Source organism: Kitasatospora sp. NPDC057936 (genome assembly GCF_042887525.1).
GTDB lineage: Bacteria > Actinomycetota > Actinomycetes > Streptomycetales > Streptomycetaceae > Kitasatospora.
The window spans coordinates 24,186-48,195 of sequence record NZ_JBHVPD010000013.1; the positions used below are offsets into that span (position 1 = coordinate 24,186).

The window sequence follows — 24,010 nt, forward strand, 5'->3', positions numbered from 1 at the left end:
TGACCACAGCGGGGACCGCCAGCCGGTAGGCTTGTGCCGATGTGCGCCCGTACCCCAGCTGGCTAGAGGGGCATGCCTTAGGAGCATGTTGTCGTGGGTTCGAGTCCCACCGGGCGTACCGAGCAAAATGGCCCGTTTCCCTTCGATTCGAAGGGAAACGGGCCATCGCCGTTTCTGCGGGCCGTCAGGCGAGCAGGTCCTTCACCACCGGGGCCAGGGCCCGGAAGGCGTGGCCGCGGTGGCTGATGGCGTTCTTCTCGGCCGCGGTGAGCTCCGCGCAGGTGCGGGTTTCGCCGAGGGGCTGGAGGATCGGGTCGTAGCCGAAGCCGCCGTCGCCGGCCGGGGCGGTGCGCAGGGTGCCGAGGAGGCGGCCCTCGACGACGCGTTCGGTGCCGTCGGGGAGGGCGAGGGCGGCGGCGCAGAAGAAGTGGGCGCCGCGGTGGGGTTCGGCGATGTCGGAGAGCTGGGCGAGGAGCAGGTCGAGGTTGGCGCGGTCGTCGCCGTGCTTGCCGGCCCAGCGGGCGGAGAAGATGCCGGGGGCGCCGTTGAGGACGTCGACGCACAGGCCGGAGTCGTCGGCGACGGCGGGCAGGCCGGTGGCGCGGGCGAGGGCGTGGGCCTTGAGGAGGGCGTTCTCGGCGAAGGTGACGCCGGTCTCGGGGACGTCCGGGATCTCGGGGTAGGCGTCGGCGCCGACGAGTTCGACGTCCAGGCCGGCCTCGCCGAGGATGGCGCGGAGTTCGGCGACCTTGTGCTGGTTACGGGTGGCGAGGATCAATCGGGTGGACATATCGCCCACCCTATCGGGCGCCGTCCGGCACCGGCGGGTCGTCAGCCGGTGCAGACGGAGCCGAGGTTGCCGGCCGCGTCGGCGAGGGGCTTGAGGTCGGGCGCCTCCTTGCGGTCGGCGGCCTGCTGGACCTTGTCGGCCTGGGTGCGCAGGTCGTTGACGGCCTTGACGACGTCGGTGTTCTTGGAGTTCCTGCCGAGTTGGTCGAGGTCGGTGCGCAGCTTCTGCAGGGCCTTGCCCTGGGCGGTGCCGGAGTCGTTGCTGGTGCTGCCGTAGGCGCTGGTCACGTCGGCGATGTCGGTGGTGACGCGGGCGGCGGTGGTGCCGCAGTCGAGGGCCTTCTGGGCGGCGGAGCAACTGACCGCGCTGAGGGGGAGGATGATGATCAGTCCTGCCACGGCGAGGGCGGCGGGACGGGCGATGCTGGACGGCATCCGGTCCTCCTGGGGGCGCGGGGGCGCGGGTTCCGTACGGGAGGACGTGTGCCGGCCGGGGCACGGTTCCCGCAACGGGGTGCTGCGGGAACCGTACGGGCTGCGGGCCCGGCGTGTACAGGCTGACGTACCCGAACGGGGCTCAGCCTTCGAGGGCCTTGCGCTGGATCTCGTCGAGCTCGGCGCAGCCGAGGGTGCCGAGGTCGAGGAGGCGGTCGAGGAGGGCGCGGTCGAAGGGGGCGCCTTCGGCGGTGCCCTGGACCTCGACGAAGCGGCCGTCGGAGGTGCAGACGATGTTCATGTCGGTCTCGGCGCGGACGTCCTCCTCGTACTGGAGGTCGAGCATGGGGAGGCCGTCGATGATGCCGACGCTGACGGCGCTGACGCCGCCGGTGATGGGCTGGCCCTTGGCGCGCAGGAGCTTGCGGTCGCGGGCCCAGGCGACGGCGTCGGCGAGGGCGACGTAGGCGCCGGTGATGGCGGCGGTGCGGGTGCCGCCGTCGGCCTGGAGGACGTCGCAGTCGAGGACGATGGTGTTCTCGGCGAGGGCGCGGTGGTCGACGACGGCGCGCAGGGAGCGGCCGATGAGGCGGCTGATCTCGTGGGTGCGGCCGCCGATGCGGCCCTTGACGGCTTCGCGGTCGCCGCGGGTGTTGGTGGCGCGCGGGAGCATGGAGTATTCGGCGGTGACCCAGCCTTCGCCGCTGCCCTTGCGCCAGCGCGGGACGCCTTCGGTGACGCTGGCGGTGCACAGCACCTTGGTGTCGCCGTAGGAGATGAGGACGGAGCCTTCGGCGTGCTTGCTCCAGCCCCGTTCGATGGTGATGGGGCGGAGCTGGTCGGGGGTGCGGCCGTCGATGCGTGACATAAGCACCGAGAGTAGTCGCTCGGGCGGGGTGTTCCGGATGCGCGTCGGCCCGCCGTGCTCCCGGGAATCCTGGGGAGGGGCGGGCCGGGCGGTGGTGAGCCTTGGGTGGCTCAGCTCACATCATGTCCTCGATGTCCGCGGCGATCGGGTCGGCGTCGGTGCCGATGACGACCTGGATCGCGGTGCCCATCTTGACGACGCCGTGGGCGCCGGCGGCCTTCAGGGCGGCCTCGTCGACCAGGGAGGCGTCCTTGACCTCGGTGCGCAGGCGGGTGATGCAGCCCTCGACCTCTTCGATGTTGTCGATGCCGCCCAGACCGGCGACGATCTTCTCAGCCTTGCTGGCCATCTGATTCTCTCCCTTTGTCTCGGCCCGCCGGCTGCTCTGCCGGGCGCCGTCCTGCGCTGTGCTGGTACCACCCGGCCGGGGCCGGTGAGGTCGCTGCCGGGGGCTGACGCGGGTTCAGCGGTGGTCGTGCTGCTGGGCAGCGCGACCAGCATCACCCGGGTCGGTCCGGTCCGCCACGTTAGTCCACTTTTGGCCCAGTCCGGCGCGCACCGTCGCGGATCTTCGCCCGAGGATGGCGATCAGCGGGGTTCCCGTCCCGGCGTGCGGCCTGCGTCCTTCAGTGGTCTACACCAATATATGTGTACTCCGATGAACGCGGGAAGGACCCCGGGTGTTCCAGGGCTCCGCCCGAGGCTCCCGCAGGGGGTCGGCGGTCGGCAACTGCTCCCGGAGGACGAAGCATGAGTTCGGCAGGCGCCACGGCCCCGCAGACCGTGTGGTGGCACACCTTCTACGGCGGCCTCCAGAAGATGGGCCGCTCCCTCCAGCTCCCGGTGGCGGTGCTCCCGGCGGCGGGCATCCTCAACCGACTCGGGCAGCCCGACGTCTTCGGCTCGGACGGCCTCGGCTGGACGGACGTCGCCAAGGTCTTCGCCGCGGCCGGCGGCGCGCTGCTGGACTCCGCGCTCGGCCTGCCGCTGCTGTTCTGCATCGGCGTCGCGATCGGCATGGCGAAGAAGGCGGACGGCTCGACGGCGCTCGCGGCCGTGGTGGGCTTCCTCGTCTACTACAAGGTGCTGCACGCCTTCCCGGAGCACTGCAAGCCGCCGACGGTGCTGGTGAGCGACCAGTGCGTGGACTACGGGTCGGCGAAGGCGGCGGCCGCGACGTTCCAGAACCCGGGGGTGCTGGGCGGCATCCTGATCGGCCTGATGTCGGCCTGGCTGTGGGTGCGCTTCCACCGCACCAAGCTGGTCGACTGGCTGGGCTTCTTCAACGGCCGCCGGCTGGTGCCGATGATCACGGCGCTGGTCGGCATGCTCACCGCGGTCATCGCGCTGTGGGTGTGGCCGCCGATCGGCCGGGGGCTCAACGACTTCAGCCAGAACCTGGCCGACCTCGGCGCGGGTGGCGCGGGTATCTTCGGCCTCTTCAACCGCGCGCTGCTGCTGATCGGCATGCACCAGCTGCTGAACACCTTCGTCTGGTTCCAGTTCGGCGAGTTCACCAAGCCGGACGGCACGATCGTGCACGGCGACATTCCGCGCTTCCTGGCCGGCGACCCGACGGCCGGGCAATTCCAGTCCGGGTTCTTCCCGATCATGATGTTCGCGCTGCCCGCCGCCGCGCTCGCGATCGCGCACGCGGCCAAGCCGCACCGCCGCAAGGAAATCTACGGCCTGATGCTCTCGGTGGGCCTGACCTCCTTCGTCACCGGCGTCACCGAGCCGATCGAGTACTCCTTCGCCTACATCGCCCCGGCCCTGTACGGCGTGCACGCGCTGCTGACCGGCGCCTCGATGGCCGTCACCTGGGGGCTCGGGGTGCACGACGGCTTCAGTTTCTCGGCCGGCCTGATCGACTACGTCATCAACTGGGGGCTGGCCAGGAAACCGTGGCTGATCATCGTCATCGGTCTCTGTTTCGCCGCGGTGTACTACGCGCTCTTCCGCTTCATCATCGTCAGGTTCGACCTGAAAACGCCGGGGCGGGAGGACGAGACCGAAGTCGAGGACGTCACCAAGGCCTGAACAGGGCGTGACTCGGGCTCACCCGCAATGGCCTCCGGACCCGTCGGTCCGGAGGCCTTCGGCATATCGGGAAAGGACCTAATACCCGGACGGCAAAACAATTCCGATACGCGTTCGGCGACGACCCGGCGGGACCGACCGGCCGCCGGCGCTCCCGACCGCCGTGACGGACGTCGCAGCACACCCGCGCGGAGCCCCCGTGGCCGTTCGTTCACTCTCCGGCTCCGGGTCGGCACGGATCCGGCACCGGACCCTCACTGGACCGGCCGCCGGGCCCGCCCCGACCGGGCCGGAGCTTTTTGTTGCGCAATTAGCCAAAATCCCGCTCCCGGCGGGTAATCATGATCGACCTTCCGAAAGTAGGTTTCGATTTCATAGCGCTTCCCGGCGGCACCGCTTTCCGGGGTTCCACCACTTCCCCACCCGTGCTACAAAACTGGTCTACACCACACGTGGTGTAGACCAGTTCGCGGTTCGGCCCCCCTGTGCACCGTCCCCCCGACCGACCCGCCATGCCGTTAGGAAGCCACCCCCATGAGTCAGTCTGCGCAGGCACCGGCGCCCGCCACGGCTCCGGCCACGCCAAGCCCCGCCAAGAAGTTCGGCCAGAACCTCCTCCAGGGTCTGCAGAAGATCGGCCGCAGCCTCCAGCTGCCCATCGCCGTTCTCCCCGCGGCCGGCCTGCTGCTGCGCCTCGGCCAGGACGACGTGTTCGGCAAGGACGGCCTCGGCTGGGACAAGGTCGCCGCGGTGTTCAACACCGCCGGCAGCGGCGTCTTCGACAACCTGGCGCTGCTGTTCGCGGTGGGCATCGCGATCGGCTTCGCGAAGAAGGCGGACGGCTCGACCGCGCTCGCCGCGCTGGTCGGCTTCCTGGTGTACAAGAACGTGCTGACCGCGTTCCCGATCACCGAGGGCCACATCGCCGACGGCAAGTGGGTCGCCCCGACCTACCAGAACCCGGGCGTCCTCGGCGGCATCGTGATCGGTCTGCTGGCCGCCGTGCTGTGGCAGAAGTACCACCGCACCAAGCTGGTCGACTGGCTCGGCTTCTTCAACGGCCGCCGCCTGGTGCCGATCCTGATGGCCTTCGTCGGCACCGCCGTCGGCGTGCTCTTCGCCCTGACCTGGGGCCCGATCGGCGACGCCATCAAGAGCATGAACGACACCCTGATCGGCGCCGGTGCGCTCGGTGCGGGCGCCTTCGGCCTGGTCAACCGCGGTCTGCTGCCGGTCGGCATGCACCAGTTCGTGAACTCCTTCGCCTGGTTCCAGACGGGTGACTTCACCAAGCCGGACGGCACCGTCGTCCACGGCGACCTGACCCGCTTCTTCGCCGGCGACCCGACCGCCGGACAGTTCATGTCGGGCTTCTACCCGATCATGATGTTCGCGCTGCCCGCCGCCGCGCTGGCCATCGCCCACGCCGCCAAGCCGCACCGCCGCAAGGCCATCACCGGCATGATGATGTCGCTGGCCCTGACCTCCTTCGTCACCGGTGTCACCGAGCCGATCGAGTTCGCCTTCGTCTTCATCGCCCCGGCCCTGTACGTCATCCACGCGCTCCTCACCGCCGTGTCGATGGCCGTCACCTGGGCGCTCGGCGTGCACGACGGCTTCACCTTCTCCGGCGGCCTGATCGACTACGTGCTCGCCTGGAACAAGGCCACCGAGCCGTGGCTGATCATCCCGATCGGCCTCGCCTTCGCGGCGCTGTACTACTTCCTGTTCCGCTTCGCGATCGCCAAGTTCGACCTCAAGACCCCCGGTCGCGAGGACGACGACGAGATCGAGGACGTCACCAAGGCCTGAGGCCCGCAACCGTCCCGCAGCAACGACTCCGCCCCGCCGCCACCCCCGTGAGCGGCGGGGCGGAGTCGTTCCCGCACCCGGTTCGAGCCCGGTCAGTGCGTCCTGCGGCGACGGACCAGGAGGAGGGTGCCGGCGCCGGCACCGACCAGCAGCGCGGCGCCGCCCGCGATCAGGGCGGTGTGGTCACCGTCCGAGCCGGTGGAGGCCAGCTGCCCGGCCGGCGCCGACGCGGTCGCGCCGGTCGCGCTGGTGGCGCTGGTCGAGGCGGTCGGAGCGGGCGTCTCCGTCGAGGTCGTCCCGGCGGCCGGGGCGGACGTCGTGGCCGGGGCGGACGTGGTGGACCCGGTGGCCGGCGCGGACGTCTTGGCCGACGGCTCCTGCGTCGGCTTCGGCTTGGCCTTCGACGGCGACGGCGACGACGACGGAGCGGGAGCCGACGTCGAGGGCTTCGGTGCGTCGGCCACCCCGGTCACCTTGATCCGGTGGGTGTCGGACACCGGCGGGTCGACCGGGAACTGCAGCCGCCAGCCCTTGAGCTCGGAGCGGAGCGCGATGACCGGGCCGGCGCCGCCGTCGCCCCCGCCCCGGGTGACGCCGATCCGGAAGTGCACCTCGGTCTTCTCGCCCGCCGGCACGATGATCTTGCCCGCGTCCGCCGCGACGACCCGCTTGCCCCCGACGGTCTTGATCTCCGGCTTGAGGTCCTGCCAGTTGTCGTGGTTGCCGCCCATGTCGTCGCGCCAGGTCAGGCCGACCGCGTCGGCGGAGACGTCGGGGCCGGCGTCGGCCCGCAGCTCCACGACCAGGGCCCACCCGACGGTCCCGGAGTTGGTGATGGTCTCGGTGAACTCCACCGGCTTGCCCACGGCGATCGAGCCCGGGGTGTCGACGGACAAGGAGAGGGGGCCGGAAGCGTCGGCGAAGGCCGGCCCGGCGGTCGCCGCGCCGCCGGCGACGAGCCCGGCGGTGAGCACGAGCGCGGGCACGACGGTCGAACGGACGCGGCGCAGGGCGCGGTTGAGCTGAAGCACTGGAATCCCCCCATGGACTGCTCCCCGACCGGCACGGCCGGTTCCGGGCAGCACAAATCAAGCGTGCGTGGTGTGTGGACGGCCGGCCCGACGGGCCCGACCGGTCGAGAGCGGCCTCCCCAGCCGCTCACTTACAAGGACGTGTTCGGGGCCGGAAGGTTGCAGGTGGATTCGCAGAGATTTCCGCGCGCCCGGGAACGCCGGCCGCCGGCCGCCGGAAAACGCCCGCCGACCTGCTCAGATCTCGTAGACGGCGCCCGGGCGGGCGAGGTCGACGGGGCCTGGGTAGGCGGCGGCGGCGTCGCGGCGGTTGTGCTCGGCGTCGGTCCACGGGGGGATGTGGGTGAGGACGAGGCGGCGGGCGCGGGCGGCGGTGGCGTGCTCGCCGGCCTCGCGGCCGTTGAGGTGGACGCCGAGGTAGGTGTCGCGGCCGTCGACGTAGGCGGCCTCGCAGAGGAAGAGGTCGGCGTCCCGGGCGAGTTCGACGAGGTCGGCGCTCTCGCCGGTGTCGCCGGAGTAGACCAGGGACCGGCCGCCGTGTTCGAGCCGGAAGGCGAACGCGTCCACCGGGTGGGCGACCTGGGCGACGCCGATCCGGAACGGGCCGAGGTCGAAGACGCCCGGGGTGAGGGTGCGGAAGTCGAAGACCTCCTTCATCCCCGGGTTCTCCGGCATGTCGTAGGCGCGGGCGAGCCGCTCCGCGGTGCCGGCCGGGCCGTAGACGGGCATCGGGTCGGGGCAGCCCTCGGCGCGGTAGTTGCGGGCGACCCAGTAGGCGCACAGGTCGACGCAGTGGTCCGCGTGCAGGTGGCTCAGCAGGACGGCGTCGACGTCGTACAGGCTGGTGTACTTCTGCAGGGCGCCCAGCGCACCGTTGCCGAGGTCGAGCACGACCTTGAAGCCGTCGGCCTCGACGAGGTAGCTGGAGCACGCGGACTCGGCGGACGGGAAGCTCCCCGAGCACCCCACCACGGTCAGTTTCATCCGAGCCCCTCCGCCCCGACACGTCCTGGCTGCTGCTGGAAAATGGCAGGACAGACCGGAGAACCGGCCGGTAGCACTGCGTTCGCGTTGTCGAGGGTAAGGGCGGAGCGGCACTTTGCCCCCGTCCCCGTGCCGGGCTGTGGCTGGAATCACCAGAACGCCGGGGCTCGGGGCGGGGGCTACGGTTCGGCTGCGGAACCGGGTCGCGGCGGCGGTCGGATCAGCGGTGGCCGGGGCGCTTGCGGGCCCAGGCGCGGATGGTCTCGGGGTACCAGCGGGGGTGGCCGCTGCCGTCGATGACGTCCGGCTCGGGCAGCAGCCCGTGGCGGCGGTAGTTGCGGACGGTCTCGGGCTGGACGTTGATGTGGTGCGCGACCTCGGCGTACGACCACAGCTGTTTACTCACGATGGCACCTCCGGATGGGGCGGGGGCGGACGTTCGTGAGCGCAGCCTCTCCAATCCTCGCCCGGCGGCCCGGTACAGATCGGGCGCGGTGGTCGATCCGTGACGAACCGGGAGCAACGCGCGGACAAATACTCAACTGTCACAGCGCTCACAGTGGTGGGGTTCACCACGGGCCGGTACGGTTCGCCGCATGAACGGCACTACTGGCATCTGGGTGGTCCTGGCCGTCGTGGGCGTCGCCGTCCTCGCGGCCGTCGCGTCGGCGCTGGTGCGGCGGCCACGGCCGGCCTCCCGGCCCGCGACGCGCCCGGCCCCGCGCCCCGCCGGACCGGCCGGGCCCCGGCCCCGCCCGGCGGGTTCGGGCCGCTCCGGGCCGGCGCCGCAGGAGATCTGGTGGGCCGAGGTGCCGTTCGAGGACGGCCCCGGTTCGAAGGACCGCCCGTGCCTGGTGCTGCGGGTGGACGGCCGGACGGCGACCGTCGCGAAGATCACCAGCAAGCACCACGCCGAACGCCCGGGGGTGCTGCCGCTGCCGCCCGGTTCGGTGGGCGACAGCCAGGGCCGGACCAGCTGGCTGGAGACCGACGAACTGCGCCGGGTGCCGCTGTCGGCCTTCCGCCGCCGGGCCGGCACGGTGGACCGTCAGGTCTGGAACCGCGCCCAGCGGGCCCTGCAGGGCAGCTAGGGCCACGGCGCCAGGAGCCGCGCGAGGCGCCCTACGCCCAGAGCTGGCCCTGCAGCGCCTCGACGGCCGCCTCGGTGGACTCGGCGGTGTAGATGCCGGTGGACAGGTACTTCCAGCCGCCGTCCGCGACGACGAAGACGACGTCGGCCCGCTCCCCCGCCGCCGCGGCCTTGCGGCCGACGCCGATCGCGGCGTGCAGGATGGCGCCGGTGGAGACGCCCGCGAAGATGCCCTCCTGCTGGAGGAGTTCGCGGGTGCGCCGGACGGCGTCGGCGGAGCCGACCGAGAAGCGGGTGGTGAGCACCTCGGCGTCGTACAGCTCGGGGACGAAGCCCTCGTCGAGGTTGCGCAGCCCGTACACGAGGTCGTCGTAGCGCGGTTCGGCGGCGACGATCCGCACGCCGGGGACCTTCTCGCGCAGGTAGCGGCCGACGCCCATGAGGGTGCCGGTGGTGCCGAGGCCGGCCACGAAGTGGGTGACGGTCGGCAGGTCGGCGAGGATCTCGGGGCCGGTGCCGGCGTAGTGGGCGCCCGCGTTGTCGGGGTTGCCGTACTGGTAGAGCATCACCCAGTCGGGGTGCTCGGCGGCGATCTCCTTGGCCATCCGGACGGCGGTGTTGGAGCCGCCCGCGGCCGGGGAGGAGATGATCTCGGCGCCCCACATGCGGAGCAGTTCGCGCCGTTCCTCGCTGGTGTTCTCCGGCATGACGCAGACCATCCGGTAGCCCTTGAGCTTGGCGGCCATGGCGAGCGAGATGCCGGTGTTGCCGCTGGTGGGTTCGAGGATGGTGCAGCCGGGGGTGAGCCGGCCGTCGGCCTCGGCCCGCTCGATCATGTGCAGCGCCGGGCGGTCCTTGATGGAGCCGGTGGGGTTGCGGTCCTCCAGCTTGGCCCAGAGGGTCACGAGGCCCTCCGCGTTGCCGGGAACGGCGGCGGACAGCCGCGGCAGGCGGACCAGCGGGGTGTTGCCGACGGCTTCGAGCGGACTGTCGTAACGCAAGGGAGGCCTCCGGCCACGGCGGTGAGGGTCGGGAAGGTGGCCCTGCCGGCCCGCCCGCGCGGGCGGGCCGGCAGGGCCGGGGATCAGCGGGCGCCGCCGGCCACGGCGGGCAGGATGGTGACGCTGTCGCCGTCGGCGACGGCGGTGGAGATGCCCTCCAGGAAGCGGACGTCCTCGTCGTTCAGGTAGACGTTGACGAAGCGGCGCAGCTCACCGCCCTCCAGCAGGCGGGCGGCGATGCCCGGGTGGCGGGCGTCGAGGTCGGTGAACAGCTCACCGAGGTTGCTGCCGGTGCCCTCGACGGCCTTGGCGCCGTCGGTGTAGGTGCGGAGGATGGTCGGGATGCGGACCTCGATGGCCATGGGTGCGCTCCTGTGCGAGTCGTGAGGTGGGTGGGCCGCAGCGGGCGCGGCGGGGTGGCGGGTTCCGGGGCGCGGCACGGCCTGCGGCGGCGGGCCCGGTGGGGCGTGGGCGGCTCAGCGCGAGCGCGCGGGCGTGCCGGGACAGATCGCACTGGCGAGCCGGCACAGGTCGACGTGCAGGCGCGCCACGAGGCGGGTGCCCGGGGCCTGGGTGCTCACATCGACGGAACGCATGGGCTCATCGTATAGATTCCCGGCCCCGCTCCGACACGTCCGTCTCGGGATCCGGATGTTTTCGTTCCCTCTGGTGAGACTCGCCGGGGATGACGGCGGCCCGCCGCCCGTCCGGTGACGGTCGGCGGGCCGTGCCCGGGCGGGTGCGGGTCAGGCCGGGTAGGCCTCGACGACCTGGACGTCTTCCTCCGTGATCTCGCCGTCCACGATGCGGAACGAGCGGAACTGGTAGGCGTCCTCGGGTCCGTTGCCCTCGGCGGTGGAGACCAGGACGTAGTGGGCGAAGGGCTCGGAGGCGTAGCTCACGTCGGTGCGCGACGGGTAGGCCTCGGTCGCGGTGTGCGAGTGGTAGACGATCACGGGTTCCTCGTCGCGGTCGTCCATCTCGCGGTAGAGCTTGAGCAGGTCGCCCGAGTCGAACTCGTAGAAGGTGGGCGAGCGGGCGGCGTTGAGCATCGGGACGAACCGCTCGGGACGGCCGCTGCCGGCCGGTCCGGCGACCACGCCGCAGGCCTCGTCCGGGTGGTCGGCGCGGGCGTGGGCGACGATCCGGTCGCGCAGTTCTCGGGTGATGGTCAGCATGCGGTCAGGATAGCCACGCCCCGGCGGCTGTCCGCCGGGGCGTCCGGGGAGCGGTCAGCGGGTCTCGTCGGCGCCGGCCGGGGCGTGCAGGTGGTCGTGCGCGACGCCGTGGACGGCCTCGGGGCGGCGGCTCTTGAGCACCTGGTAGCCGACCACGAGCACGACGGCCCAGACCGGGAAGACGTACAGCGAGATCCGGTTGTCCTCGTCGAAGCCGATCAGGATGACGACCAGGACGAGGAAGGCGAGCGCGGCCCAGCTGACCCACGCGCCGCCGGGCGCCTTGAAGGTGGGGGCCGGCAGGTGGCCGGCCCGCCAGGCCTTGCGGTAGCGGATCTGGGCGATCAGGATCATCGCCCACGTCCACAGGCCGCAGACCGTGGCGACGGAGGTGATGTACTCGAACGCCCGGGCCGGGACGAGGTAGTTGAGCACCACGCCGGCGCCCATCAGGATGCAGGACAGGGTGATCGCGAAGGCCGGCGTGCGGCGGGAGTTGAGTTTGGTGAGCTGCCCGGGGGCCTGTCCGCGCAGCGCGAGGTCGCGCAGCATGCGGCCGGTGGAGTACATGCCGGAGTTGCAGGAGGACAGTGCGGCGGTGAGCACGACGAAGTTGATGATGCCGGCCGCGGCGGGGATGCCGATCTTGCCGAAGGCGGCGACGAACGGGCTGACGCCGGGCTGGAACTCGGTCCACGGTACGAGGGAGAGGATGACCACGAGGGCGCCGATGTAGAACAGCGCGATGCGCCAGGGCAGGGTGTTGATGGCGCGCGGCAGGGTCTTCTCGGGGTTCTCGCTCTCGCCCGCGGTGACGCCGACGAGTTCGACGCCCAGGTAGGCGAACATGACGATCTGCAGGGTCATCACGGTGGCACCGATGCCCTTGGGGAAGAAGCCGCCGTCCTGCCACAGGTGGGTGATCGACGCGGTGTCACCGGCCTTGCTGAAGCCGAGGGTGAGCACGCCGATGCCGATCAGGATCATGCCGATGATGGCGGTGACCTTGACCATCGAGAACCAGAACTCGATCTCGCCGAACAGCTTCACCGAGATCAGGTTGGCCGCGTAGAGGATGACGAGGAAGGACAGGGCGCTGACCCACTGCGGGAAGCCGGGCGCCCAGAACTTCACGTACACCGCGGCGGCGGTGGTCTCCGCCATGCCGGTGACGACCCAGAACAGCCAGTACGTCCAGCCGGTCACGTAGCCGGCGAAGGGGCCGAGGAACTCGCGCGCGTACTCGGCGAAGCTGCCGGACACCGGGCGGTAGGTGAGCAGTTCGCCGAGGGCCCGCATGATCGCGAAGATCACCACGCCGGCGACGGCGTAGGAGAGGATCAGGCTCGGGCCGGACTTGGAGATCGCCGTCCCGGCGCCGAGGAACAGGCCGGTGCCGATGGCGCCGCCGATCGCGATCATCTGGATCTGGCGGCTGCCGAGTCCCCGCTCGTAGCCCTCCTCGTCCGGTGTGGCGTCGACCACTTGGTCGTACTGCTGCTCGGCCATGGCGCACCGTCCTGGGTGGGTCTCGTGGGGTGGAGAAGTCGTACCACGCAGGGTTCGGAGAGCGGTGTTCATCTGAGCGTTATTTGAGCATGACCTGGTATGGTTCGCCCGATTTGAACGGGAATGCCCCGGCTGATCGTCCACATCCTGGACAAATCAACCGGGGCACGCCCGTGATCAGGCACGATCGACCGCAGGCGGACGACCGGGGCGGCGCAAGGGCCTCAGTCCGCGATCGCCTCCAGCAGCGACTCCTGGAGCGCGCCCAGCCACAGGTACGCCATGACCAGCGGCTTGCGCTCGTCGCCGTCCGGCAGGTCGTAGAGACCCTGCTCGTCCTCCTCGGTCACCTCCAGCCGGGCACCCAGCGTCAGCCGCAGGTCGTTGAGCGCGCCCAGCCAGCGCAGGCAGTCCGGGGCGGGCAGCTTGAGCACGCCACCGCCGCCGAGGCCGTCCAGCGACCGGACGACGGACAGCGCGTCATCCCTCTTGCGGGCCCGCAGGTCGAGCTCGGTGTAGCGGCGGAACTCCGCGGCAGCCGCCTCGGCCTCCGCGTCCGCCGGCTTCGCCGGATCCCCGTAGGCGTCCGGGAAGAGCCGGGCCAGCGCCGGATCGGTGGGCGCCTCGGTCGGCCCCTCGGCGAACAGCACCGCCAGCGGGTCGGCGGCCTCCCCGCCCGGGCCGGGGCCGATCAGCTCCAGCATCTGCACTTCCAGCGAGCGCAGGATGGAGGCCTCGACCTCGTCCAGCGCGATCGCCGCGCTCCCGCCACCGGTGCTCTCGAACAACCCAGCCATCTGTATCGGTCAGCCCGTCTTCGTCGTCACTCGTCGTTCGCACATCGGCCGCACGCCGGCCGCACAGCGGGGATCCGCCGGGAGCCCTTGAGGTCAGTCGTGCTGCAGCGTGGCCCAGAGGCCGTAGCCGTGCATCGCCTGGACGTCGCGCTCCATCTCCTCGCGGGACCCGCTGGAGACGGCCGCCCGGCCCTTGGTGTGGACGTCCATCATCAGCTTCCGCGCCTTGTCCTTCGGGTACCCGAAGTAGGCCTGGAAAACGTACTGGACGTAGCTCATCAGGTTGACCGGGTCGTTGTGCACGATGGTCACCCAGGGGGTGTCGGGCTCCGTCACCGGCAGTCCTTCGACCTCCGGGCGCTCGATCTCCACGGGCGCGACACTCACCGCCGGGTCCTCCTCGCTGCGCGTTCCCCGCGCTCGACGTCCATGCGCTTCCAGTGCCCATGCTGCCATCCGGGGGACCCCCAGGCGATTTCGCCCCGGCCCGGTCATGAGAAATCGTCAAACTGACGCTAAGTGGTAGTAGCATCATCCTCATGGACGCCACTTCAGTGCGCGCGGCCGGCTCGACCGCGCTGTTCACCGACCGCTACGAGCTCACCATGCTGCAGGCCGCCCTGCGCAGCGGGGCCGCGCACCGCCGCTCCGTCTTCGAGGTGTTCACCCGGCGGCTGCCGAACGGGCGGCGCTACGGGGTGATGGCCGGCACCGGCCGGGTGCTCGACGCGGTCGAGGACTTCCGTTTCACGCCCGCCCAGCTGGACTGGCTCGCCGGCCAGGGCGTCGTCGACGACGACACCCTGCGCTACCTCGCCGACTACCGCTTCACCGGCGACATCCACGGCTACCCCGAGGGCGAGGTCTACTTCCCCGGCTCGCCGCTGCTCACCGTCACCGGCACCTTCGCCGAGGCGGTGATCCTGGAGACCGTCATCCTCTCGATCCTCAACCACGACTCGGCGATCGCCGCCGCCGCCTCCCGGATGACCGCCGCCGCCGCCGGCCGCCCCGTCATCGAGATGGGCGCCCGCCGGGCCCACGAGCGGGCCGCCGTCTCCGCCGCCCGGGCCGCGTACGTGGCCGGGTTCGCCGCCACCTCCGACCTGGAGGCCGGCTTCACCCACGGCATCCCCACCACCGGCACGGCCGCGCACGCCTTCACCCTCGTCCACGACAGCGAGCGGGACGCCTTCCAGGCCCAGATCGCCTCCATGGGCAAGGGCACCACCCTGCTGGTCGACACCTACGACCTGCGCGAGGCCGTCCGCACCGCCGTCGAGGTGGCCGGGCCCGAACTCGGCGCCGTCCGGATCGACTCCGGCGACCTCACCCTGCTCGCCCACCGCGTCCGCCGCCAGCTCGACGAGCTCGGCGCCGAGAACACCCGGATCATCGTCACCTCCGACCTCGACGAGTACGCGATCGCCGCGCTCGCCGCCGCCCCCGTCGACGGGTACGGCGTCGGCACCAGCCTGGTCACCGGCAGCGGCCACCCGACCTGCGCCATGGTCTACAAGCTCGTCGCCCGCGCCGAGACCCCGGACGGGCCGCTGGTGCCCGTCGCCAAGCGCGCGGCCGGCGGCAAGACCAGCATCGGCGGCCGCAAGTGGGCCGCCCGCCGGCCCGACGCGGACGGCGTGGCCGAGGCCGAGGTGGTCGGCACCGGGCCCGTCCCGGCCGAGCTGGAGCCGCACCTGACGCAGGTGCCGCTCGTCCTGGCCGGCGAGACGGTCGGCCGCGAACCGCTCGGCGCCGCGCGCGACCGGCACGTCCGCGCCCGGGCCGCGCTGCCGCTGTCGGCCACTCAGCTCTCCAAGGGCGACCCGGTCCTGCCGACCGAACTGCACCTCTGAGCACCGGGCGCGGGTGGCGGACGGCTCCACGGGCCTTCCGCCTCCGCGCGCCACTCCCTAGAGTCAGCCGTAGAGTTCCCATGGAGTCCCCGGGAACTCCCCGCGTACACCGTGACGACCGGCCGAGCCGGACGGCGGAGCGCCCGGCCCGCAAACGATCCGCGCGCGCTCACCCGCCCGCGGGCCGGGCGCTCCCGGGGACCACCACCACCGGGGCACCCGCTTCCACCGGACGCCCCCCCACATTTCGAGGATGCGAGCCATGCACCGGGCACTGATCGTCGTCGACGTGCAGAACGACTTCTGCGAGGGCGGCAGCCTGGCCGTCGCCGGCGGCGCCGAGGTGGCCGCCGCCATCACCGACCTGATCGCCGAGTCCTCCGCCGGCTACCACCACATCCTCGCCACCCGCGACCACCACATCGACCCGGGCGACCACTTCTCCGCCGAGCCGGACTACGTCACCAGCTGGCCCGTGCACTGCGTCGCCGGCACCGAGGGCGTGGGCTTCCACCCCAACTTCGCGCCCGCCGTCATCTCCGGCGCGGTCGAGGCGGTGTTCGACAAGGGCGCCCACTCGGCCGCGTACAGCGGCTTCGAGGGGCTGGACGAGAACGGGCGCGGGCCGGTCGAGTGGCTGCGCGAGCGCCAGGTCGACGAGGTCGACGTGGTCGGCATCGCCACCGACCACTGCGTCCGGGCCACCGCGCTGGACGCGGCCAGGGCCGGCTTCACCACCCGCGTCCTGCTGGAGCTCACCGCGGGGGTCGCGGCGGGGACCACCGCCGCCGCACTGGAGGAGCTCCGGGCGGCCGGGGTCGAGCTGGTGGGCGCTCCCGTGGTGCGCTGAGGCACCGCCAGTGCCACGGCACTAGGCGAGGAGCTAGGCGAGGAGCAGTTCCACCACGTCCGTCCCGCCCTCCCGGAAGGCCTCGCGCAGCTCGCCGCCGACGGCCTCCGGGTCGGCGGCCAGGCGCGCCCCGCTGACGTAGACCACCCGGATCCCCAGGTACTCCATCCGGTGCTGGCCCCCGCGCACCCACGCGGCCTCCCCCTCGCTGACGCAGCGCAGGTCCGAGTCCACCTCCACCGCGACGCCGCGCTCCGGCCAGTACAGGTCCGGGACGGCGATGTACGTGCCGCCGCGCATCCGCAGCTCCGGGCCGGCCAGCGGGACGGGCAGCAGCCACTCGTCCACCAGCCCGCCGAGCCGGTCCAGCACCGACTCCCGCTCGGCGGCCAGCAGTTCGTCCAGCGCCGCCCGCACCCGCGGCTCGGAGGTCAGCCCCGACTCGGCCAGTTCGGCCGCCAACTCCCGCACCGTGCACCGGCCCTCGGGCCGCGACACGGCCTCCCGCAGCACCGCCCGGACCGGCGCCGGGGCCATCCCGTCCGCCGTCCACTCGCACAGCGCGTCGGCCACCGCCCTGGCCACCGGCGCACAGGCCAGGCCGTGCACCGAGCGGGCCACCAACTCCCGTTCGGTGCGCCGGATCCGCACCTCGCCGACGTCCTTCAGGCGGCGCTGACGCGGCACCAGGACGTCCACCCCGGTGACGGCCGGCAGCCGCGGCACGGCGGCGAAGCCGTACAGCGCGAGCGCCGCCGTGCCGGTGATCACCGCGCCCTCGCGGCGGCCCTCCTCGCGGCCGTTCTGCGCCGCGTACAGCAGCGCGGCCCACATCCGCTGCTCCGGCGTGGGCTCCCCGACCTGCAGCAGGTACACCCGGGGCAGGACGCGCTGCCAGGGGCCGCCCCGGCGGCAGTGCTCGGTGATGAGACGAGCCGGCACGCCCCGGGCGCGCAGCTGGCTAGCGGTGACGACGTTCTGCTGACGCTTCGCCAGCTCCTCCAGGGACGGCGGCGGCGAGGGGATGCGGTAGGTCATGCCGACACCATCCCCAACCGCCCGGACCTGCGAGCCACCGCCTGACGCACTGTTACCCAACCGTCGCGAAACCGGGACCAGCCCGCACTAAAGTCCCCATACCCTCACTCTTTCGGAGTAATGGATGCCAATATGCTTGTCCTATCTGATCGAAAACGATCACCGACCAGGTCGTCTGACCGAGGGTGACCAAAGGCATACGGCGAGACACCCTCCAGGCGTCACTCCCGCCCGCCGGATTGCCTAGGCTTACGTCATGTCACGTGACGAGACCGCAGGCCTCCGCGCGGCCCAACTCCGCCTCGGCCGCCTGCCCGGATACGTCCGCCGCCCGGACCCGGCCCGCCGCAGCGGCGAACAGGGCCATACGTACAAGAAGGGGTGGGAGGTCCGCTTCACCGCCCGCAGCGAAGCCGAGATAGCGGAGATCCGCGACCTCGTCGTCGCCGCCGGCTTCGCCCCCGCCAGACCCTTCTTCAAGGGCCACCAGCTCATCCAGCCCGTCTACGGCATGGCCGCCGTCCAGGCCTACCTGGCGGCGAGACAGGCGGCCGAGGAGCACGCCGCACGCACCGCCCTCGGCCGCCGACGACGCGTCACCGGCGCGCACTCCACCCACCCCTGCGAGGAGAGCGCGGGCACGACCGCCGCCGCCGCGAGCGCCGCCGGAGCCGCCGCCGCGGCAGCCGCACAGCTCGCCCGCCGACGGGCCATCGAAACCTTCCCCGCCCAGACCGAACGCAGCACCGCCGCGGACGACCGCATCTCCCCCGTGGAGGCCCGCCCGCATCACTGATGGACCGTCAACCTCTCCACGCCCCGGGCAGCATGCCCCCGGGGCGTGGCCGCACCACCCCCGGACGCCGGGAATCGGGCGCCCCGGTCGTGCGTGCGGTTGCGCGCGCACGCCTTCGCGCCGTAGGCGTGGACGCAGGCCGCCACAAGGCCTACGGTGGCACATCAACCGCCGCGCGACCCACGCCGACCTCACCGACAGCACGCCCCCGCACACCTCTGACCAGCCTCGACACGCTCACCCCCACGCCCCAGCGGCACTGCGCACCACCCTCCCGCCGATCCCCCCGCCGCCGCCGCACCGGCCGCGCCCGCACCGCGCCGCACCCGCCGGCACGGGAACCGGCCGAGCGGCGGCGGGATCCGGGCATTCCATCCGATTGGTCACCCAGCGCACCGAGGGCCTACCGTAGAGTGAGCACAGATGATCGACCGTCAGACACCCATCTCCCTTGCCGAGAAGCCGAGATGACCAACCGCCACCCGAGCTCCGCCGAGCCGCCCCCGAGGCCCGGCGAACCCGCCGGCCCACCGGGCCGGGCACCGGCCGACGCGCCCACGGGCAGGTCTGCGGGCGCCTCCGCGCGCACGCCCGCGGACCTGCCCGCAGACCTGCCCGCGGACCTGGCCGTCGACCTTCCGCTCGTCCTGCCTGCGGACGTGCCGGTGGACTTCGCCGCCTTCTGCGAACTCCACCGCCCGCGGTACCTCAGCTACGCCCGGGTCTGGCTCCCCGACCGCACCGAGGCGGCCACCGCGGTCCAGCAGGCCTTCGCCGAAATCGCCGTCCACTGGCGCGAGTTGCTCGGCACCGCCAACCCCACCGCACACGCCTGGCAGATCCTGCGCGGCACCGTCGCCGAACACACGCGCCGACCCGTGCCCGCCACCCCGCAGCGCCACCCCGCCGACGACGACCTGGCGATCCTCCACTACGTCGTCGGCCTCGCCGCGCCCGAGATCGCCGACGTCATCGGCACCGACACCGCCAGCGTGGCCGGCCGGCTCCGCCGCACCATGCACCGCGAGGCCTCCGGCTGGTGAGGCACTACGCGTGCCGCACGCCGGTCACGTCGAACAGGTGGTGCACCGGGTCGTGGACCAGGTAGCGGGAGAACGACTCCACCGTGAACCGCGCCCCGTCACTCCGGCTCCCGGTCCGCCGCCACTGCTCCTCCCCCGCCACCGCGTCGAACGCCGCCGCCAGCACCTCGGCCGCCGCCACCAGCTCCTCCGCCACCACGGCGGGGCTCTGCTCCCCGTACCGCTCGGCGACGGCCGTCTCGTCCTGGTCCCAGTTGGCGAACAGCGGCCCGTCCTGCGTCAGCATCAGCCCCAGCCGCACGTGGAACAGCCGGAACACGTCCCGCACGTGGCACGCGTACTCCAGCGCCGACCACACCCCCGGCGCCGGCCGCCGGCGCACCGCGGCCCCGTCCGCCCCCAGCAGCGCCACCCAACCCGCCGCGTTCGCCCGGATCATGCCCGCGACGTCCTCCCGGACGACGGCCGGCGTCTCCAGCCCGCACTCCGGACAGGCGCGCTCCAGCACCCAGGTCCAGTCCTTGACGTCCGGCACGATGGCGGCGGTGTTCCCCGAATCACTCATGCCCCCAGCATGGAACCCGGCACACAGCCCCGACCAGCACCATTGCCGCCAACACCCACCGAATTGCCGCCACGGCACCTACCCCCGCCGCACCCGCCACCACACCCACCCGGCAAGCCCCCCGACGAGCAGAACCCCACCCCCGACGAGCCCCCACACGACCCAGTACCACCCGGCCGACGCAGCAGCCCGGGGAACGACGGGCCCGGGGGTGTCGGTCGGCTCATCCGCAGCCGCCGAAGGCGGCGCCCCCTGTGACTCCTCTCGGGAAAGCAGCGGATTCTCCCTGGGCCCACCATCCACTTGAGGGTCCGCCGCCAATGCCCGTGCCGGCGCCACGATTCCATAGCCGTACCGGTCATTCGGCACGGCGGAACCGTCAACGGGCCGGGACGCCGTCTTGATCATCCGATCGATCACCTGCCCGGCGGAGAGTCCGGGATCCGCGGACCGGATGAGCGCAGCCGTGGCGGACACGTAAGCAGCGGCCGCGGAGGTCCCGTCCCCGACCCCGTAACTCGACGTCGACTTGGCCGAGGCCTGGTAGATGTCCACCCCCGGTGCCGCCATCGTCGTTTCTGCACCCGGCGTCGATCGCTCCCACACGCTGCCGGCGGAGTCCACGGCCGCAACAGCCACTACGCCCGGGAATGCGGCCGGATACTGCACCCCGCCCAAGCCGGCGCCACCATTTCCGGTGGCCGCCACCAGCACGACGTCGCGGGAGACCGCATAGGCCACCGCCTGTCGGGTCTGCGAGTCGAACCGGGACGTGCCTCCGACCGACATGTTGACCACCTTCGCGCCGTGGTCCACCGCGAACCGAATCGCCCCCGCAAGCTCGTTCTGCTGGTAGTTGGGGGTCTCACCGTTCATCCGGACCTTGACCGGCATGATCTTCGCCATCGGCGCCAGCCCCATGACACCGGCCAGCCTGCCGTGCCCGTGGCCCGCGATCAGACTCGCCATGGCCGTGCCGTGCCCATCGCCGTCGGCCCGGCCGTCCGTCTCCGTCCCGGTGAAGTCTCCGCCCGGCAGGACCTGCCCGGTCAGGTCCTGGTGGTCCTGATTCACACCGGTGTCGACGAGTCCGACGACCACGTCCTTGCCCTGGCTGACGGGCCAGACCTTCGTCTCGGCCTCGAACGTCCCGAGTGCCCACTGCTTGTCGCGGATCTGGTCCGCCGATGCCGGCGGCACGGACGCTCCCCAGATCAACGCACCCGAGGCGACGATCGCCGCCGCGCGCCCCGCCCGACTGCTCGTCAATCCCGGTCACCCCAATCGGCGAGGCGTCCCGCAGTTCACGGCCCGCGGGACGCGGTCAGATCACCCGTCCGTCTGCGGACGGGCTCATTCCACCACGTTCGGATTGACCCTTTTATCCGCTTCCCACGTTTCCGGATCCTCGATCAGGTAGTCGGGCCGCTTCCCCGCGCGCTCTCCGTCCTTCCGCCCGTGCCGGCCGCCGCCAAGCGGCACGCCCGGTGCCACTCCGCCCGTGGCGGCAGGGCCTGCTACGCCGCTCATCCGCCCCCTTGTGCCCAGCCCTGAACCGCCTTCGGTGAAGGCCTGCTTGCCTCGGGATCCCGACCCGGGCTGCGCGATCCCGCCGACAACCCCGCCTCCGGCGCCCCTCCCGCCTCGCCCCGTCGACTCTCCAGACCGGACCACGCCGGAAATGCCCGCCACCCAGCCACTCCCCAGCTGCCGACTGTTGGAGGCGCCCAAAGGGGTCGGGCCGGCACTCGGCGGTGGCTGCGCGACAGCAGCCGCCGCAACGCTCCCGAACCGTCCCGGATTCGGCACGGAAGCCCCGTCCAGGCCGGTACTCGGACCAACGCTCACCGGCCCCACGGGACCAGGCACCGCGCTTCCCTCGATCCCCAAGCCGGTGGGCACCGAAGCGACCTTCGGTGCCGTGGCGCCGGCTGCTGACCGCTCCACCCTGCCCGGTCGTCGCGGAGCAGAACCGCTCGCCGGCCGCTCAGATGTCCGCGAGGCACCCACGGCCGTTCCGGGCAGCACTACGGCAGCTGCCACAGGCTGGTCCTGCGGCGTGACATCACGAGCCTCCTCCAGCTTCCCCAGGTCGGGAAGGCCCTGTGGCGCCTTCAGCATCGGGGTTGCCGTGCGGTAGTGCATGGCCAGGGTCTGCATGACGGTGGCGGCTTCGGCCTTCTTGCGGGCGGCCAGCGGGGTGGGGTCGTCGTCGGTGAAGGTGGTGACGGCGTCCTTGAACTGGGCCCAGTTGCCGGGTTCTTCGGGCATGTCGCGTTTCGCCTTGGCGATGGCGTCGGCGACGTGGTGGAGGGTGTTGGCCGCGTCGTTGGCGTAGGCGGCGGCGTGGTTGATGCGCTCGGCGAGGTGGAGCATGCGGGTGTGGAAGGCGTCGCTGGTGGTGCCTTCCCAGGTGGTGGCGGCTTCGGTGCTGGCGCGGGTGAGGGTGGTGCGGATGGCCTTGAGGGTGTCGGCGGCGCGGCGCCAGGGGTCGCCGGCGGCCATGACCTCGCCGGGGTTGAGGGCGTGGACCATGGCACGCAGCTGGGTGTGGCTGTACGTGCCGAAGTCGGTGTAGGCCACGGGCGATTCGCCTCCGTTCGTCAGCGGTCGGACTTGCCGCCGTGGTGGGCGGGCGGGGCGGTGGTCCGCTGGTAGGCGGCCTGGCTGGTGGCGGAGGGGGCGGCCACGGACCAGCCGTCGGAGGCGAGTTGGAGCGTGCCCGCGGTGTGCCGTTCGTGTTCCTCGTAGGTGGTGGCGGTGAGCTCGGCCTTCTTCTGGGCTTCGTCGACGGCCTGTTGGAGCTGGTTGAGGATGTCGCGGAGCGCGTCGCGCATGGTGTCGTAGCGACCGTGGAGTTCGGTGGCCTCGGCGAAGGTGCCGAGGGCGGTGCGGCCGATGGTGCTCTGGCCGTGGGTAGTGGTGCCGTCGGCGCGGTGCTGGAACTCGGTGAGGAGGAGCCGCACTTGGGCGGCGAAGGCGCGGAGCTGTTCGACCTCGACCCGGTAGCCCCGCCCCGCGGCGCCTTTGGACCCCGTGCCCGTGCCCGTGCCTGTTCCCGTGCCAGTGCCCGCGGCCATCGGCGGCGCCTCCCCGGTACGTCCGTTTGACTAGGCCATGTCTAACACACGTGCGCCGCACCAAACCCGTTGTGGCATCAGTTCGTTGACGCCGCCTGCGCCGCCGTCAGCGCTCCGCGGCAGAGGTGGTCGGCGTGGCGGGTGGTTTCGGGGAGGCGGTAGCGGCGGGCGAGGTGGAGGGTGGTGGCGACGGCGGCGTCGAGGCCGATGCGGTGGCCGACGGAGACGAAGACGGGCTTGACGCCGGGCTGGGTGCGGAGGGCCCGGCCGACCTCCTCGCCGGTGGCGGGGTCGGTGAGGGGGCTGGTGGAGCCGCGCGGGGTGTCGGGGGCGTCGTGGTCGAAGGTGAACGGGGTCTTGGCGACGCCGAGGGTGCGCAGGCCGGTGAGGACGCCGAGGTGGCTGGCGAGGCCGAGGCGGCGGGGGTGGGCGAGGCCGTAGCCGTCGCAGACGACGAGGTCGGGGGTGCGGGTGAGGCCGGCGAGGGCGTCGAGGACGGCGGGGATCTCGCGGAAGGCGAGGAGTCCGGGGACGTACGGGAAGGGGATCCGCCCGGCGGCGGTGGCCTGCTCGACGACGTCGAGGGTGTCGGCGTCGAAGAGGACGGCGGCCGCGACGACGAGGTCCCGGTCGTCGTCGTAGGCGACGTCGACGCCGGCGACGAGTCGTACGGCGGCGGCGTCCGGGTCGTCGTGGGCCTGGACGAGCGGCCGGAGGCGCTCCTGTTCGGCGCGGGCCTCGGCCTCGGTGGTGGGCCAGTCGGCGGGGATGGGCACGGGCGGTTCCCCCTGAAGAGTGAAGGGTCGGTCCCGATCACCGTACCGAGGGGCCCGGACGACCCCGGGGTGAGCCCGTGCGCCCCCCGTGCCCCGGGGCCGCCGGCTTAGCCTGGACTTACCGAACTCCTGTTCCGGGTAGGACTCCTGGCGGCCTGCACCACCACGCCGGCCAGATCCCCCCGACCGCCCGTTTCCCCCGACGTGCGAAGGACCCCGCCATGCCGCGTCCGTCCGCTGCCCAGCTGTTCCTCGGTACGTTCACCGTCGTCGCCACCACCGTGGCGCTGCTGGCCGTCTCGGGCGCCTCGGGCGTCCTGGAGGTCGCGGTGCTGGTGGGGTTCGCCCTGGCGCTCGGCACGCTGGTGGCGCTGCTGCCCCTGCCGTCGAGGTCCGGGCGGACGGCCCGGGTGCCGGCGCCGGCCGGGCACGAGTACGCCCGGCAGCGCTGATCCGCCGCCGGGCGTCCCGT

General features: G+C 72.3%; 27 protein-coding genes, 1 tRNA gene and 1 pseudogene. 9 read left to right on the forward strand and 20 right to left on the reverse strand.

Features of this window, described 5'->3' with window-relative positions; translation table 11 throughout:
* Positions 1 to 43 precede the first annotated feature (43 nt).
* Positions 44 to 118: transfer RNA gene (locus ACFVU9_RS09715), tRNA-Leu, on the forward strand.
* A gap of 66 nt (positions 119 to 184) precedes the next feature.
* Here ACFVU9_RS09715 and rdgB read toward each other — a convergent pair.
* The 4 genes and pseudogenes from rdgB to ACFVU9_RS09735 all read right to left on the reverse strand — a co-directional run.
* Positions 185 to 790, reverse strand: coding sequence for an RdgB/HAM1 family non-canonical purine NTP pyrophosphatase (rdgB, locus tag ACFVU9_RS09720; protein WP_387591734.1), 606 nt, complete (start codon positions 788 to 790; stop codon positions 185 to 187).
* Positions 791 to 831: 41 nt separating this feature from the next.
* A complete protein-coding gene (locus ACFVU9_RS09725) occupies positions 832 to 1,224 on the reverse strand; it encodes a hypothetical protein (protein ID WP_380435148.1) in 393 nt (130 codons plus the stop codon).
* Between the two features lie 142 nt (positions 1,225 to 1,366).
* Positions 1,367 to 2,092, reverse strand: coding sequence for a ribonuclease PH (gene rph / locus ACFVU9_RS09730; protein ID WP_380435147.1), 726 nt, complete (start codon positions 2,090 to 2,092; stop codon positions 1,367 to 1,369).
* Positions 2,093 to 2,207: 115 nt separating this feature from the next.
* Positions 2,208 to 2,468: pseudogene (locus ACFVU9_RS09735) on the reverse strand (glucose PTS transporter subunit EIIB); the annotation flags it as partial.
* 374 nt (positions 2,469 to 2,842) lie between these two features.
* Between ACFVU9_RS09735 and ACFVU9_RS09740 the strand changes: the two are divergent.
* Both ACFVU9_RS09740 and ACFVU9_RS09745 read left to right on the forward strand, forming a co-directional pair.
* Entirely contained in the window at positions 2,843 to 4,132 is a 1,290-nt protein-coding gene (locus ACFVU9_RS09740; RefSeq protein ID WP_387591738.1) for a PTS transporter subunit EIIC, read from the forward strand.
* A gap of 534 nt (positions 4,133 to 4,666) precedes the next feature.
* Positions 4,667 to 5,944 carry a PTS transporter subunit EIIC gene (locus ACFVU9_RS09745; RefSeq protein ID WP_380491270.1) on the forward strand — a complete coding sequence of 426 codons (1,278 nt, stop codon included), beginning with the start codon at positions 4,667 to 4,669 and terminating at the stop codon, positions 5,942 to 5,944.
* Positions 5,945 to 6,036: 92 nt separating this feature from the next.
* Here ACFVU9_RS09745 and ACFVU9_RS09750 read toward each other — a convergent pair whose 3' ends face one another.
* From ACFVU9_RS09750 to ACFVU9_RS09760, 3 genes are all read right to left on the reverse strand, one after another.
* Positions 6,037 to 6,975 (reverse strand): LAETG motif-containing sortase-dependent surface protein, encoded by a 939-nt coding sequence (locus ACFVU9_RS09750; RefSeq protein WP_380435144.1) that lies wholly within the window; start codon positions 6,973 to 6,975, stop codon positions 6,037 to 6,039.
* Between the two features lie 237 nt (positions 6,976 to 7,212).
* Complete coding sequence (locus tag ACFVU9_RS09755; protein ID WP_380435143.1) at positions 7,213 to 7,959, reverse strand: MBL fold metallo-hydrolase; 747 nt, start codon at positions 7,957 to 7,959, stop codon at positions 7,213 to 7,215.
* 220 nt (positions 7,960 to 8,179) lie between these two features.
* Complete coding sequence (locus tag ACFVU9_RS09760; protein ID WP_380435142.1) at positions 8,180 to 8,365, reverse strand: helix-turn-helix transcriptional regulator; 186 nt, start codon at positions 8,363 to 8,365, stop codon at positions 8,180 to 8,182.
* Positions 8,366 to 8,555: 190 nt separating this feature from the next.
* On the opposite strand from ACFVU9_RS09760, the gene ACFVU9_RS09765 reads away from it, so the two are divergent.
* Positions 8,556 to 9,050, forward strand: coding sequence for a type II toxin-antitoxin system PemK/MazF family toxin (locus ACFVU9_RS09765; RefSeq protein WP_387591745.1), 495 nt, complete (start codon positions 8,556 to 8,558; stop codon positions 9,048 to 9,050).
* 31 nt (positions 9,051 to 9,081) lie between these two features.
* On the opposite strand, the gene ACFVU9_RS09770 is transcribed toward ACFVU9_RS09765, so the two are convergent.
* From ACFVU9_RS09770 to clpS, 7 genes are all read right to left on the reverse strand, one after another.
* A complete protein-coding gene (locus ACFVU9_RS09770; RefSeq protein ID WP_359960476.1) occupies positions 9,082 to 10,050 on the reverse strand; it encodes a cysteine synthase in 969 nt (322 codons plus the stop codon).
* Positions 10,051 to 10,133: 83 nt separating this feature from the next.
* Positions 10,134 to 10,412, reverse strand: a complete 279-nt coding sequence (locus ACFVU9_RS09775; RefSeq protein WP_218200404.1) for a MoaD/ThiS family protein — start codon at positions 10,410 to 10,412, stop codon at positions 10,134 to 10,136.
* Between the two features lie 114 nt (positions 10,413 to 10,526).
* Positions 10,527 to 10,646 (reverse strand): putative leader peptide, encoded by a 120-nt coding sequence (locus tag ACFVU9_RS09780; RefSeq protein ID WP_327677307.1) that lies wholly within the window; start codon positions 10,644 to 10,646, stop codon positions 10,527 to 10,529.
* A gap of 150 nt (positions 10,647 to 10,796) precedes the next feature.
* On the reverse strand, positions 10,797 to 11,228 hold the full coding sequence (locus tag ACFVU9_RS09785) for a Mov34/MPN/PAD-1 family protein (RefSeq protein WP_380435140.1): 432 nt from the start codon (positions 11,226 to 11,228) through the stop codon (positions 10,797 to 10,799).
* Positions 11,229 to 11,282: 54 nt separating this feature from the next.
* Positions 11,283 to 12,737 carry an amino acid permease gene (locus ACFVU9_RS09790; RefSeq protein WP_380435139.1) on the reverse strand — a complete coding sequence of 485 codons (1,455 nt, stop codon included), beginning with the start codon at positions 12,735 to 12,737 and terminating at the stop codon, positions 11,283 to 11,285.
* A gap of 224 nt (positions 12,738 to 12,961) precedes the next feature.
* Positions 12,962 to 13,534, reverse strand: coding sequence for a DUF2017 domain-containing protein (locus ACFVU9_RS09795; protein WP_387591750.1), 573 nt, complete (start codon positions 13,532 to 13,534; stop codon positions 12,962 to 12,964).
* A 93-nt stretch (positions 13,535 to 13,627) separates the two neighbouring features.
* Complete coding sequence (gene clpS, locus ACFVU9_RS09800) at positions 13,628 to 13,921, reverse strand: ATP-dependent Clp protease adapter ClpS (RefSeq protein WP_387591753.1); 294 nt, start codon at positions 13,919 to 13,921, stop codon at positions 13,628 to 13,630.
* Between the two features lie 152 nt (positions 13,922 to 14,073).
* Between clpS and ACFVU9_RS09805 the strand changes: the two genes are divergently transcribed.
* Positions 14,074 to 15,390, forward strand: coding sequence for a nicotinate phosphoribosyltransferase (locus ACFVU9_RS09805; protein ID WP_380435137.1), 1,317 nt, complete (start codon positions 14,074 to 14,076; stop codon positions 15,388 to 15,390).
* A gap of 262 nt (positions 15,391 to 15,652) precedes the next feature.
* Complete coding sequence (locus tag ACFVU9_RS09810; RefSeq protein WP_380435136.1) at positions 15,653 to 16,240, forward strand: isochorismatase family protein; 588 nt, start codon at positions 15,653 to 15,655, stop codon at positions 16,238 to 16,240.
* Positions 16,241 to 16,273: 33 nt separating this feature from the next.
* On the opposite strand, the gene ACFVU9_RS09815 is transcribed toward ACFVU9_RS09810, so the two are convergent.
* Positions 16,274 to 17,278 (reverse strand): hypothetical protein, encoded by a 1,005-nt coding sequence (locus ACFVU9_RS09815; RefSeq protein WP_380435135.1) that lies wholly within the window; start codon positions 17,276 to 17,278, stop codon positions 16,274 to 16,276.
* Between the two features lie 256 nt (positions 17,279 to 17,534).
* Here ACFVU9_RS09815 and ACFVU9_RS09820 point away from each other — a divergent pair, with 256 nt between their 5' ends.
* Positions 17,535 to 18,074, forward strand: coding sequence for a hypothetical protein (locus tag ACFVU9_RS09820; protein ID WP_380435134.1), 540 nt, complete (start codon positions 17,535 to 17,537; stop codon positions 18,072 to 18,074).
* A gap of 467 nt (positions 18,075 to 18,541) precedes the next feature.
* Positions 18,542 to 19,117 (forward strand): RNA polymerase sigma factor, encoded by a 576-nt coding sequence (locus ACFVU9_RS09825; RefSeq protein WP_387591758.1) that lies wholly within the window; start codon positions 18,542 to 18,544, stop codon positions 19,115 to 19,117.
* Between the two features lie 4 nt (positions 19,118 to 19,121).
* Here the strand turns inward: ACFVU9_RS09825 and ACFVU9_RS09830 are convergent, their stop codons facing one another.
* The 5 genes from ACFVU9_RS09830 to ACFVU9_RS09850 form a co-directional block, all read right to left on the reverse strand.
* Positions 19,122 to 19,682, reverse strand: coding sequence for a DinB family protein (locus tag ACFVU9_RS09830; protein ID WP_380435132.1), 561 nt, complete (start codon positions 19,680 to 19,682; stop codon positions 19,122 to 19,124).
* Between the two features lie 78 nt (positions 19,683 to 19,760).
* Positions 19,761 to 20,951: a S8 family serine peptidase gene (locus ACFVU9_RS09835; RefSeq protein WP_387591762.1), complete on the reverse strand. Its 1,191-nt coding sequence runs from the start codon at positions 20,949 to 20,951 to the stop codon at positions 19,761 to 19,763.
* A gap of 84 nt (positions 20,952 to 21,035) precedes the next feature.
* Entirely contained in the window at positions 21,036 to 22,265 is a 1,230-nt protein-coding gene (locus ACFVU9_RS09840) for a WXG100 family type VII secretion target (protein WP_387591765.1), read from the reverse strand.
* A gap of 20 nt (positions 22,266 to 22,285) precedes the next feature.
* On the reverse strand, positions 22,286 to 22,762 hold the full coding sequence (locus ACFVU9_RS09845) for a hypothetical protein (RefSeq protein WP_380435129.1): 477 nt from the start codon (positions 22,760 to 22,762) through the stop codon (positions 22,286 to 22,288).
* Positions 22,763 to 22,839: 77 nt separating this feature from the next.
* Positions 22,840 to 23,538 (reverse strand): endonuclease V, encoded by a 699-nt coding sequence (locus tag ACFVU9_RS09850; protein ID WP_387591768.1) that lies wholly within the window; start codon positions 23,536 to 23,538, stop codon positions 22,840 to 22,842.
* 221 nt (positions 23,539 to 23,759) lie between these two features.
* On the opposite strand from ACFVU9_RS09850, the gene ACFVU9_RS09855 reads away from it, so the two are divergent.
* Positions 23,760 to 23,990, forward strand: coding sequence for a hypothetical protein (locus tag ACFVU9_RS09855; RefSeq protein ID WP_380435127.1), 231 nt, complete (start codon positions 23,760 to 23,762; stop codon positions 23,988 to 23,990).
* Positions 23,991 to 24,010: the final 20 nt, after the last annotated feature.

Excerpts from the sequence above, each read along its gene's own strand:
- ACFVU9_RS09810 (WP_380435136.1), top strand. The coding sequence starts at position 15,653 with ATGCACCGGGCACTGATCGTCGTCGACGTGCAGAACGACTTCTGCGAG.
- ACFVU9_RS09780 (WP_327677307.1), bottom strand. The coding sequence starts at position 10,646 with ATGCGTTCCGTCGATGTGAGCACCCAGGCCCCGGGCACCCGCCTCGTG.
- ACFVU9_RS09830 (WP_380435132.1), bottom strand. The coding sequence starts at position 19,682 with ATGAGTGATTCGGGGAACACCGCCGCCATCGTGCCGGACGTCAAGGAC.
- ACFVU9_RS09805 (WP_380435137.1), top strand. The coding sequence starts at position 14,074 with ATGGACGCCACTTCAGTGCGCGCGGCCGGCTCGACCGCGCTGTTCACC.
- rdgB (WP_387591734.1), bottom strand. The coding sequence starts at position 790 with ATGTCCACCCGATTGATCCTCGCCACCCGTAACCAGCACAAGGTCGCC.
- rph (WP_380435147.1), bottom strand. The coding sequence starts at position 2,092 with ATGTCACGCATCGACGGCCGCACCCCCGACCAGCTCCGCCCCATCACC.
- ACFVU9_RS09795 (WP_387591750.1), bottom strand. The coding sequence starts at position 13,534 with ATGGCTGGGTTGTTCGAGAGCACCGGTGGCGGGAGCGCGGCGATCGCG.
- ACFVU9_RS09725 (WP_380435148.1), bottom strand. The coding sequence starts at position 1,224 with ATGCCGTCCAGCATCGCCCGTCCCGCCGCCCTCGCCGTGGCAGGACTG.
- ACFVU9_RS09815 (WP_380435135.1), bottom strand. The coding sequence starts at position 17,278 with ATGACCTACCGCATCCCCTCGCCGCCGCCGTCCCTGGAGGAGCTGGCG.
- ACFVU9_RS09740 (WP_387591738.1), top strand. The coding sequence starts at position 2,843 with ATGAGTTCGGCAGGCGCCACGGCCCCGCAGACCGTGTGGTGGCACACC.
- ACFVU9_RS09820 (WP_380435134.1), top strand. The coding sequence starts at position 17,535 with ATGTCACGTGACGAGACCGCAGGCCTCCGCGCGGCCCAACTCCGCCTC.
- ACFVU9_RS09790 (WP_380435139.1), bottom strand. The coding sequence starts at position 12,737 with ATGGCCGAGCAGCAGTACGACCAAGTGGTCGACGCCACACCGGACGAG.
- ACFVU9_RS09845 (WP_380435129.1), bottom strand. The coding sequence starts at position 22,762 with ATGGCCGCGGGCACTGGCACGGGAACAGGCACGGGCACGGGCACGGGG.
- ACFVU9_RS09755 (WP_380435143.1), bottom strand. The coding sequence starts at position 7,959 with ATGAAACTGACCGTGGTGGGGTGCTCGGGGAGCTTCCCGTCCGCCGAG.
- ACFVU9_RS09765 (WP_387591745.1), top strand. The coding sequence starts at position 8,556 with ATGAACGGCACTACTGGCATCTGGGTGGTCCTGGCCGTCGTGGGCGTC.
- ACFVU9_RS09825 (WP_387591758.1), top strand. The coding sequence starts at position 18,542 with ATGACCAACCGCCACCCGAGCTCCGCCGAGCCGCCCCCGAGGCCCGGC.
- ACFVU9_RS09775 (WP_218200404.1), bottom strand. The coding sequence starts at position 10,412 with ATGGCCATCGAGGTCCGCATCCCGACCATCCTCCGCACCTACACCGAC.
- ACFVU9_RS09745 (WP_380491270.1), top strand. The coding sequence starts at position 4,667 with ATGAGTCAGTCTGCGCAGGCACCGGCGCCCGCCACGGCTCCGGCCACG.
- ACFVU9_RS09785 (WP_380435140.1), bottom strand. The coding sequence starts at position 11,228 with ATGCTGACCATCACCCGAGAACTGCGCGACCGGATCGTCGCCCACGCC.
- ACFVU9_RS09855 (WP_380435127.1), top strand. The coding sequence starts at position 23,760 with ATGCCGCGTCCGTCCGCTGCCCAGCTGTTCCTCGGTACGTTCACCGTC.